This is a genomic window from Protofrankia sp. Cr1, from assembly GCF_963555865.1.
In the GTDB taxonomy this organism is placed as follows: Bacteria; Actinomycetota; Actinomycetes; order Frankiales; family Frankiaceae; genus Protofrankia.
On the sequence record NZ_CAUVXO010000019.1, the window covers coordinates 6,053 to 15,587 of the forward strand.

Consider the following 9,535-nt stretch of genomic DNA (forward strand, 5'->3'; position numbering starts at 1 on the left):
GGTGGCGACTACGGCACGATCGATCACGGCACGATCGATCACGCGCAATGCACGGCCCAGCGCCCGCAAGGCGGTCGGGTCGGCACCACCCAGCGGACCGGTCACCAACGTCCGGGCCGCCTCGGCGGTCAGCTCCCGGCCGGGGTTGTCGACGCAGCGCAGCGCCAGCAGCAGCGGCGCGACCGCACCATCGCGGGCCAGCGGCAGTTCATCGCCTGCCACCTCGACCGGCACGCCCGCGGCGGTGAGCATCCGCCGCAGCGGGGGCACCGACCGGGCCGCGCTGCGCACCAGCACCGCCATCCGGTCCCACGGGGTGCCGTTCTCCAGATGCTCCCGGCGCAGCAGGTCGGCAATGCCTTCGGCCTGAGAGCCCTCGGATGTGTACGTCCGGGCCTCAACACGTTCCGCACGGCGTGCCTCGAAGGTTCCCGACCCGGTTTCGCCGCCGGCCGCGATCAGATCCCGATGTGCGCGCAGGTATTGGGCGGGCAGACCGGTCGCGGGGATACGGCTGGCGATCTGCCGGCTGACGGCGAGCGCCACCGGCCCCAGCCGTCGGCAGCGCCGCAGGGCCACCACCTCGGCCGGGAGCCCGTCCGCGCGGGGAAACCGGGTCGGGAACGCCAACAACCCGCGCACCTCCGCCCCGCGGAACCCGTAGATCGACTGGTCCGGATCGCCGACGGCGACGAGATCGCCACCACCCCCGGTGACGGCCCGCAGCAGCCGCTCCTGCGCGGGGTCGGTGTCCTGGTACTCGTCGACGAAGACAGCCTGATAACGGCGACGCAGGTCAGCACCGACGTCGTCGCCTTCGGCGACCGCGGCGGCCCGCTGGACCAGCTCGGAATAGTCGATCATCCCTTCGAGATCAAGCGCGTCGAGGTAGTCGGCGTAGAAGGTCGCCATCGCGGCCCAGTCATCCCGACCGGTCCGCCGAGCCAGTGCGGCAAGCGCGTCCGGGCTCAGCCCCACCTCACGGGCCCGGGCGAGCATGGCCCGTACCTCCTCGGCAAAGCCCCGGGATGTGAGACAGCCCGCGAGCGGGGCCGGCCATCGCGGCCGGCCGACCTCCACCGTCCCGGCAAGAAGATCACGAAGCTTGGTGTCCTGCTCGGGCCCGGACAGCAGTCTCGGCGACACACCACCTGGGTCGGCCGGTCGGCCCAGGCGTAGAACGGCATAGCACCAGGCGTGAAAGGTCCAGGCCAACGGGGCGCCGACGGCGGCGCGCAGCCGTCGGGTGATGCGTTCGCGCAGCTCGTGGGCGGCCCGCCGGCTGAAGGTGAGCACCAGGATGGACTGCGGGTCGAGCCCGTCCTCCACCCGCCGGGCCACCGCCTCGACGATCGTGGTCGTCTTACCCGTACCCGGCCCGGCCAGGACGAGCAGCGGACCGCCGGTGTGATCGACGACACGGGCCTGGTCGGCGTCGAGGACCGGCGGGCGCGGGCGCGCCGGCGGGGTCCGCACGAGCCGATATGCCGGCGGACCAACCGCGGTCGGGACCGCCCGCGCCGCCAGCCGGGGAACCCCGGCCGTGCCCTGGTGGGCGCTCACCCGATCCTGGTGGACTGTCACGCGCACAGCACACCATGCGCCACCGACAGAACCGGACGGTCCCACCCTCGGACGCTCGAAGCCTGTCAGGGGGTTGTCCGGCCGTCCCAGCGGGCCGCGCCCAGATCCACCCGCTCCCCGCCGGGACGCAGCACCGTGCCCTCGGACGCCAACCGTCGCAACGCCTCGTCCGGGGCGCTCGGGTTCGGTGCGCCGGTGGAGCGGATCACCCGGTGCCAGGGGATGTCGTCATCATGACCATGGCGGGAGAGCACCGCGCCGACCGTTCGGCCCGTCCCCGCGCCCACATACTCGGCGACATCGCCGTAGGTCATCACCTTGCCGCGGGGAATGCGCGTGACCGCCGCAAGGACGGTCATCGCGTACGGGCTCGGCCGGCCGCCGATGACGATCCGGGTGGCGAGCCCCGCTGACACACTGAGCGGCGGCTGGTGCCGCAGCTCGTCCCCGACCATCGCGACACCTCACCAACCGCCAGGGCCGGCCGGGCGCGGACCGCCCGGCCGGAAGGCCGCAAGCAGCTTCTCAGTACACCGGTAGGGACTTGTCGACCTGGGTCGCCCAGGCAGTCACACCACCCTGGACGTGCACCGCCGAGGAGAACCCCGCGGCCTTCAGCGTCGCCAGCGCATCGGCCGAGCGGACACCGCTCTTGCAGTAGACGACGACCCGGCGGTCCTGCGGCAGCTCGGAAAGGTGCGCCGGCAGCTCACCCTTGGGGATGAGGCGCGCCCCCGGAATGCGGACGATCTCCCACTCGGCCGGCTCCCGGACGTCGACGAGCTCGATCGGCTCGCCGCGGTCGAGCCAGTCCTTCAGCTCTGCTGCAAGGATCGTCGAACCGACCGCCGCCTGCTGGGCCTCATCCGAGACGACGCCGCAGAAGGCCTCATAGTCGATCAGTTCGGTGATGGTCGGGTTCTTGCCGCACAGCTCACACTCCGGATCCCTACGCACCTTGATCGAACGGTAGCTCATCTCAAGTGCGTCGTAGACCATGAGACGACCGACCAACGGCTCGCCGATCCCCGTCAGCAGCTTGATCGCCTCGGTCGTCTGGATCGACCCGATCGACGCGCACAGGACGCCGAGGACACCACCCTCGGCGCAGGACGGCACCATGCCCGGCGGGGGTGCCTGAGGGTACAGGCAGCGATAGCACGGGCCGTGCTCGGCCCAGAAGACGCTCGCCTGCCCGTCGAACCGGTAGATCGAGCCCCAGACATATGGCTTGCCGAGCAGCACGCAGGCGTCGTTCACCAGATAGCGGGTGGCGAAGTTGTCCGTGCCGTCCACGATCAGGTCGTACCGCCTGAAGATCTCCATGACGTTGGATGTGTCCAACCTGGTCTCATGCAGGACCACGTCGACGTACGGGTTGATCTCCAGGACGGTGTCCCGGGCCGACTGCGCCTTGGACCGTCCCACATCCGACCGGCCGTGGATGATCTGCCGCTGCAGGTTGGACTCGTCCACGGTGTCGAAATCGACGATGCCGAGCGTTCCCACCCCGGCTGCGGCCAGATACATCAGGGTCGGCGAACCAAGCCCGCCGGCACCGACGGCCAGCACCTTCGCGTTCTTCAGCCGCTTCTGGCCATCCATCGCGACATCCGGAATGATCAGATGCCGGGAGTACCGGCGGACCTCGTCAATGGTCAGGTCGGCCGCGGGCTCGACCAGGGGCGGCAGGGACACGATCTCTCCTCGCGGTCACAGCGGCGACATCCATACATCCGCCGTACATCCGGTATGGATCCGTGTAGATCCGACACCATCGTCGCCTCCCATCGTCGCAGGCGACGGACGCACTCGTCCGGGATCCGCTGTACGGGATCGACGCGGTGCCCTCGTGACGGGAACGCCATCCATCCCAGCGCGCGGGCGGGCGGGGATGTTCCCCGCCCCCACCCGGATATGATCGCAACGATGTCAGGCGGTCCGGTGACGGACCGTCGAACCTGTGGACGTCGCCGCTGTCCCGGCTTTCTTCGCCCGCGTGCTCCGGCTGCCCGCGACTTTCCGCCCGGCTCCCGCGTCCCCGGCGCCATCGGGCGCGGCGCCATCGGGCGCGGCGCCGTTCGCCGCCGGGCCCGGATCGGGGCCAGCGCCCGCCGGGACACCCTCCCTGCCCCTGCGCGCCGCCTCCACGCTGGCGGCGAGAACAGCCATCAGGTCACCCGCGGCGCTGGCGGGCCGTCCCTCGCCGGGTGGCGTCACTATCTCGTTCCCGGACACCTTCGCCTCGATGACGGCTTGGAGCGCCTGGCGGTACCCGTCGGTGTACGGGGTCGGGTCGAAGTCGGCGGACAGCGTGTCGATCAACGCCTGCGCCATGGTCAGTTCCTGCGGGCGGAGGTCGACCTGATCAACCAGGAACGGGAACTCCGGGGCACGGACCTCGTCCGGCCAGATCATCGTCGACAGGACGAACACCCCGGCCCGGACCCTCAGGATCGCCAGCTGTTCGCGCTGGCGTAGGGCGACCTTGACCAGCGCGACCCGCCCCGACCCCTCGAGCGCGTCCCGGAGAAGTACGTACGGCCTGGTCCCGGTCCGGTCGGGTTCAACGTAGTAGTTCTTGGCGAAATAGATCGGGTCGACCTGCGCCAGCGGGACGAACTCCAGCACGTCAATCGTGTGGGACGTCGCCAACGGCAGGTTCGCGAAGTCGTCGTCGGTGAGCACGACGGTCTCCCCGGACGGCAGCTCGTACCCCTTGGCGATCTCGGAGTACGGCACCTCGGCGCCGTCCACCGCCGCCACCCGCTTGTAGCGGATGCGGGACCCGTCATCTCGTCTCACCTGATGGAACGACACGTCCCGCTCTTCGGTGGCCGAGTAGAGCCTGACCGGAATCGAGACGAGGCCGAAGGAGACCGCGCCTTTCCAGATCGACCGCATGCCCGCCCCTTACCGTGAGTTGGAGCATGTTCAAGGGTCTTCCCGCTCGACATGATCGTTAGATCACCGATTCGCTTCGGCGAGCCACGATACATACACAACAAACACACTCGTGTCACAATTCTCCCTCACCGCGGCAGGGTTTGGAAGGTGTATGGGCACAAAAGACGAACCCGAGGCAGGCATGTGGACACCGGGTCCGGGCCGATCAGACGCCGATCAGCAGGAGGATGCCCACACAAGCGGACCGACCCACCGAAACAGGAGCAATCAGTAACAAAAATACTCCGAAGCGAGCACATTCCGTTACGGAAGGGCCCTGCCTGCACTGCGCCCCCACGGCCGTACCCGGCGGTTTCGCCCCCGGTCACCACCGACCAGGTCCCGTCCTGCCGACAGCTGGCTGACCTGGTATTCATGGTGGGCGACATAGCGGGCCGAGTCGAAGAACACGGCGATCTTTTTGCCCCTTTGCCAGGCACGGCCGGCGCGAAGGTGGAAAGTTTCAGGGCGTCCGCGCGGCCGCCGCACACCAACAGACGATCACAGGCCGCAGGCACTGACAGGAGGAAGCCATGAGCTCACCGACGGACCTTCCGCTCGATGTGCGTGACATTCTCGACCGCCCCGACGTACCCGACGCGGACGCCGCGGAGCAGGCCCGCGAGGTCTCGACCCGCGAAGGGCTGGCGCCGGCGTCCACCTGGACGTTCCCCCTCGAGGTCGCGGAGTACGACGCGGCGCAACAGCGCATCGTCGTGGACGACGAGGACGAGGACGAGTACCGGTGAACCACCGGCTGACGGCTGCGCAGTCGTGATCTCTTCCGGGCTGCCGGCGGCCTGCACCTGAGGATCGTCGACCAAGCCCGGGTCGACCCGCCGATCAGCCTCATGCCATGTGGGAAAGTACTGGTGAGCGTGCCAATTGGCACCGAGGGAGGTGTACCGGTGAGCGCCGAGCCGTCCGCGCCGCAACCGCGGACGGGCAAGACCGCGCGACTACCCCGGACAGCACGCCGATTCCAGCTGCTGGGTGCGGCACGCGAGGTATTTGTTGCTCAGGGTTATCACGCGACTGCGATGGACGAGATCGCCGAACGTGCGGGCGTCAGCAAACCCGTGCTCTACCAGCACTTTCCCGGGAAGCTCGAACTGTACCTGGCACTGCTGGACGAACAGGCCCATTCGCTTGTGTCAAGCGTCCGCCGAGCACTTGCCTCCACCACCGACAACCACACCCGGATCGCTCGGTCGATCGCAGCCTACTTCGACTTCGTCGACGATCCGAGCGGGGCCTACCAGCTCGTCCTCGAGTCCGATCTACGCAGTGAGCCCGCGGTCCGCAAACGGGTGGAGAACAGCTTCACCGCATGCGCCAACGCCATCGCCGCCGTCATCGCCGCGGACACCGGCGTCGGCCCCGCCGAGGCCGAGCTGTTGTCCATCGGACTGGTGGGCCTCGCCGAGACAGGTGCCCGTTGGTGGCTGGTCACCGGCGGTGCGGTGGAGAAGGAGCGCGCTGTGGCGACCATGGTCGAGCTCGCCTGGCGAGGGCTCGCCGGCTACCCGCGACGCAACGCCGACGGTACCGACCAGGTGCCGCCACGGTGTGCCGGTGAGCAGGAAGGCTGACGCCGCCGCGAGCGCCCTGACGCCGCCGGCGAGCCCTGACGCCTCCAGCGAACACAGTCCGACCGCGTCCCACCCCGGCCGGCACAGGCCCTATGGTGGCGACAGATCGCGCCAAAGCGCGATTGCCCTGATCGGTCGATCGAACGCGGAGGTCATCACTGGTGGAGGTCAAGATCGGCATCCAGAACGTCGGACGTGAGCTGGTCCTCGAGAGCAGCCAGTCACCGGAGGATGTGGCCCAGGCGGTCGCCGACGCGATCGCGTCGGAGCAGGGCCTGCTCACGCTCGTGGACGAGAAGGGCCGTCGGGTCATGATCCCGGTCGCGAAGCTGGCCTACGTCGAGATCGCCGAGGCCGAGACGCGCCGGGTCGGCTTCGGCGCGCTCTGAGGTCGGTCGCGCCGATACCGACCGCCACCGGAGATCGCCAGCTGCTGCCATCCGGCGGCTGAGCGGTTGAGCGGGTGCGAACAGGCATCCGCGGCGGGGTGATGCGGTGATGCCGGGGGATGCCGGGGGATGCGTGCGATCCCTCGGCATCACGCGGACAAGCCGAGCGCATCCATCCGCGCCGCGTGTGCCTGGGCGATGCGGTTGAACATGTCCGCCAACGCCTGAAGATCACCCATCCCGGCCAGTAGACCGGTCAGCGCCTCCCGGTCCTCCGCCACCCGTTGGGCCTGGGTCAATGCCTCCCCAAGCAGCCGTCGGGCCCACAGCGCGAGCCGACCCGCGACGATCGGATGGGCCTCGATCGCGGCGCGGACACGTTCCACCGCGAACGCCGCGTGCCCGGTGTCGGCAAGGACGTCGAGGACCAGTTCGCGGGCGTCAGGTTCGAGCACCGACGCTGTCTCGCGGTAGAAATCGGCGACGATGTTGTCACCGACGTACACCTTGACCAGGCTCTCCAGCCAGTCCGCCGGCGCGGTGAGGTTATGGAAGAGGGTCAACGGCAGCACGAACGGCCCCATGGCCTTTTCGGAATCCACGCCCATCCGTAGCAGATGCTCCTGCACCGCCTCGAAGTGTGCGAACTCGGCCGCCGCCATGCGCGCAAGAGCGATCTTGTCCACCAATGTGGGCGCCATTCGCGCATCCGTGGCAAGGCGCTCGAACGCGCTCAGCTCACCGAAGGCCAACAACCCCAGCAGATCGATGACGGCGATCCGGGCCGCGGCAGCCTCATCGGCAACCGTCTCAGCAACCTGTCCGGATACACCCGTACTGTCCGTCATCTCTGATCACCTCAGCGTCGTCCGGCTCGAACTGCCCCGAAATATGTCGACAGAACGAACACCGCCGGAACACCTTCTGCCTCAGGCACTCGCGGCAGCCCGTCCCCCGGGTCACGGCCACCCTGCCGAAGGTCATTGTGTCGGAACATGTCTCAGAGACCTGTCCTCAGGTTATCCTTGTCATCAGCCGGGGGTTGACAAGGCCACTCCCGGCCCGAGCGGGCGTCGCCCCACCCCGGGTCAGCGGACCCCGCCGGTACATATCGCGAGCGGGTGCAGCGTCGGATCCCGCTCATAGCAGACCAGGAGCATCCCGCTGTCCGGTTCGACTGAAACCACAACACACCCGCACGACGAGCCCATCGACCTCCCTGACGCCGACGAAACGGTAGCCGCAACCGCGATACCGACGTCCGGTTTCGCAGACCTCGGTGTCCGCGAAGAGATTGTCGAGGCTCTCCGTGACCAGGGCATCCTCTCCCCCTTCCCCATCCAGGAACTGACACTTCCCCTCGCGCTGGCCGGCTCCGATCTCATCGGCCAGGCCCGCACCGGTACCGGCAAGACGCTCGCCTTCGGCATCCCGCTCGTGCAGGCCGTGACCAACCGGTCCGAGGGCGCTGCCGGGCTTCCCCAGGCCCTGGTGGTCGTTCCCACCCGCGAGCTGTGCGTTCAGGTTGCCGCCGACATCGGCCGGGCCGGCTCACGCCGAGGCCTGCGGGTGCTTTCGGTCTACGGCGGTCGCGCCTATGAGCCACAGCTGGCGGACCTGCGCACCGGTGTGGACATCGTCGTGGGTACCCCTGGCAGGCTGCTCGACCTGGCCCGCCAGAACGCGCTGGTCCTCACCGCCGTACGCATGCTCGTTCTCGACGAGGCCGACGAAATGCTCGACCTCGGCTTCCTGCCGGACGTCGAGCGCATACTCGCCCAGATCCCCGACATCCACCAGACGCTGCTCTTCTCGGCGACGATGCCGGGTCCGGTCGTGTCGCTGGCCCGTCGGTTCATGCGGCGGCCCGTCCACGTCACGGCGGAGCGCCCGGACGAGGGTCGCACCGTGCCGGACATCCGTCAGCACGTTTTCCGCGCCCACGCGCTTGACAAGATCGAAGTTCTGGCTCGGGTTCTGCAGGCCGAGGGGCGTGGCCTGGCCATAGTGTTCGTACGGACGCGACGCACCGCCGACAAGGTCGTCGACGACCTTGCCCGACGCGGCTTCGCCGCCGCGGCCGTGCACGGCGACATCGGCCAGGGTCAACGCGAGCAGGCGCTACGGGCGTTCCGAGCCGGCAAGATCGATGTTCTGGTTGCCACCGATGTGGCGGCCCGCGGCATCGACATCGGCGGGGTGACCCACGTGATCAACTATCAGTGCCCCGAGGACGAGAACGTCTACCTTCACCGCATCGGGCGCACCGGCCGGGCCGGCGGCAGCGGCGTGGCCGTGACCTTCGTCGACTGGGACGACATGTCCCGGTGGACCCTGGTCAACCGGGCGCTGGCGCTGTCCTTCGACACGCCGGTCGAGACCTATTCGACATCCCCGCACCTGTTTGAAGATCTCGAAATCCCCGCGAATGCCCGCGGCGTGCTGCCACACGCATCCCGTACCCGCGCCGGGCTGGCAGCTGAGGAGGTCGAGGACCTCGGGGAAACCGGTCGAGGCGCGCGACGCCGGCAGCGCCGGACCGGCGAGGGCTTCGACGCCACGGCAGCCGAGCAGCGAGCCGATCGGCCCGCCGGTCCCCGCGCCGCCCGCCCACGGCGGCGCACCCGTGGAGCCGGCGCCGCGGTCGCCGCGGTCGCCACGACCGGCGTTACGAACGACCTTACGAACGACCTTACGAACGTGGACTTGGCGGGGCCGAAGCTCGCGAGCCCGGCTCCCGGCCTGTTCCTCGAACCCGCGACGGTTGCGTCCACAGTGGTTCACCGGGACAACCTGGATCTCGATCACCACGGGCTCGACGGGCTCGACCTCGACGGGCTCGACCTCGACGATGAGGACGGCATCGCGGCGAACGGCCAGCCGGGTCCGCGCCGGCGCCGGCGGCGCAGGGGCGGTCGCGGCCGATCCGCCGGTACCCAGACCGCTGAGGTCGCTCTGCCCGGTGGGCTGGACGACCCGATCGAGCGGCAGGCGGAGTCAGCCTGACAATAAGAGCGACCGGCA

Annotated in this window: 9 protein-coding genes; 4 read left to right on the forward strand and 5 right to left on the reverse strand. The window is 69.1% G+C overall.

The window, feature by feature from the left end; all coding sequences use genetic code 11:
- The 4 genes from U9980_RS03585 to U9980_RS03600 all read right to left on the reverse strand — a co-directional run.
- Nucleotides 1-1,476, reverse strand: a 1,476-nt coding sequence (locus tag U9980_RS03585) for an ATP-dependent helicase (protein WP_322766677.1), incomplete at its 3' end; no start/stop codon positions are given.
- Nucleotides 1,477-1,649: 173 nt separating this feature from the next.
- Entirely contained in the window at nt 1,650-2,039 is a 390-nt protein-coding gene (locus tag U9980_RS03590) for an MGMT family protein (RefSeq protein WP_322748250.1), read from the reverse strand.
- Nucleotides 2,040-2,109: 70 nt separating this feature from the next.
- Nucleotides 2,110-3,282 (reverse strand): adenylyltransferase/sulfurtransferase MoeZ, encoded by a 1,173-nt coding sequence (gene moeZ, locus U9980_RS03595; protein ID WP_322766664.1) that lies wholly within the window; start codon nt 3,280-3,282, stop codon nt 2,110-2,112.
- 234 nt (nt 3,283-3,516) lie between these two features.
- Complete coding sequence (locus tag U9980_RS03600; protein WP_322766665.1) at nt 3,517-4,488, reverse strand: Ku protein; 972 nt, start codon at nt 4,486-4,488, stop codon at nt 3,517-3,519.
- Between the two features lie 575 nt (nt 4,489-5,063).
- Here U9980_RS03600 and U9980_RS03605 point away from each other — a divergent pair.
- The 3 genes from U9980_RS03605 to U9980_RS03615 all read left to right on the forward strand — a co-directional run bounded on the left by U9980_RS03605 (nt 5,064) and on the right by U9980_RS03615 (nt 6,511).
- Entirely contained in the window at nt 5,064-5,279 is a 216-nt protein-coding gene (locus U9980_RS03605; protein WP_322750676.1) for a hypothetical protein, read from the forward strand.
- Between the two features lie 159 nt (nt 5,280-5,438).
- Entirely contained in the window at nt 5,439-6,122 is a 684-nt protein-coding gene (locus U9980_RS03610; protein WP_322750685.1) for a TetR/AcrR family transcriptional regulator, read from the forward strand.
- A 161-nt stretch (nt 6,123-6,283) separates the two neighbouring features.
- Nucleotides 6,284-6,511 (forward strand): DUF3107 domain-containing protein, encoded by a 228-nt coding sequence (locus tag U9980_RS03615; RefSeq protein ID WP_322766666.1) that lies wholly within the window; start codon nt 6,284-6,286, stop codon nt 6,509-6,511.
- Nucleotides 6,512-6,660: 149 nt separating this feature from the next.
- Here U9980_RS03615 and U9980_RS03620 read toward each other — a convergent pair whose 3' ends face one another.
- The gene (locus U9980_RS03620; RefSeq protein WP_322766667.1) at nt 6,661-7,359 is read right to left on the reverse strand and encodes a ferritin-like fold-containing protein; all 699 of its coding nucleotides are present in this window, start codon (nt 7,357-7,359) and stop codon (nt 6,661-6,663) included.
- A 403-nt stretch (nt 7,360-7,762) separates the two neighbouring features.
- Here U9980_RS03620 and U9980_RS03625 point away from each other — a divergent pair, with 403 nt between their 5' ends.
- Nucleotides 7,763-9,517: a DEAD/DEAH box helicase gene (locus U9980_RS03625; RefSeq protein WP_416210140.1), complete on the forward strand. Its 1,755-nt coding sequence runs from the start codon at nt 7,763-7,765 to the stop codon at nt 9,515-9,517.
- Nucleotides 9,518-9,535 lie beyond the last annotated feature (18 nt).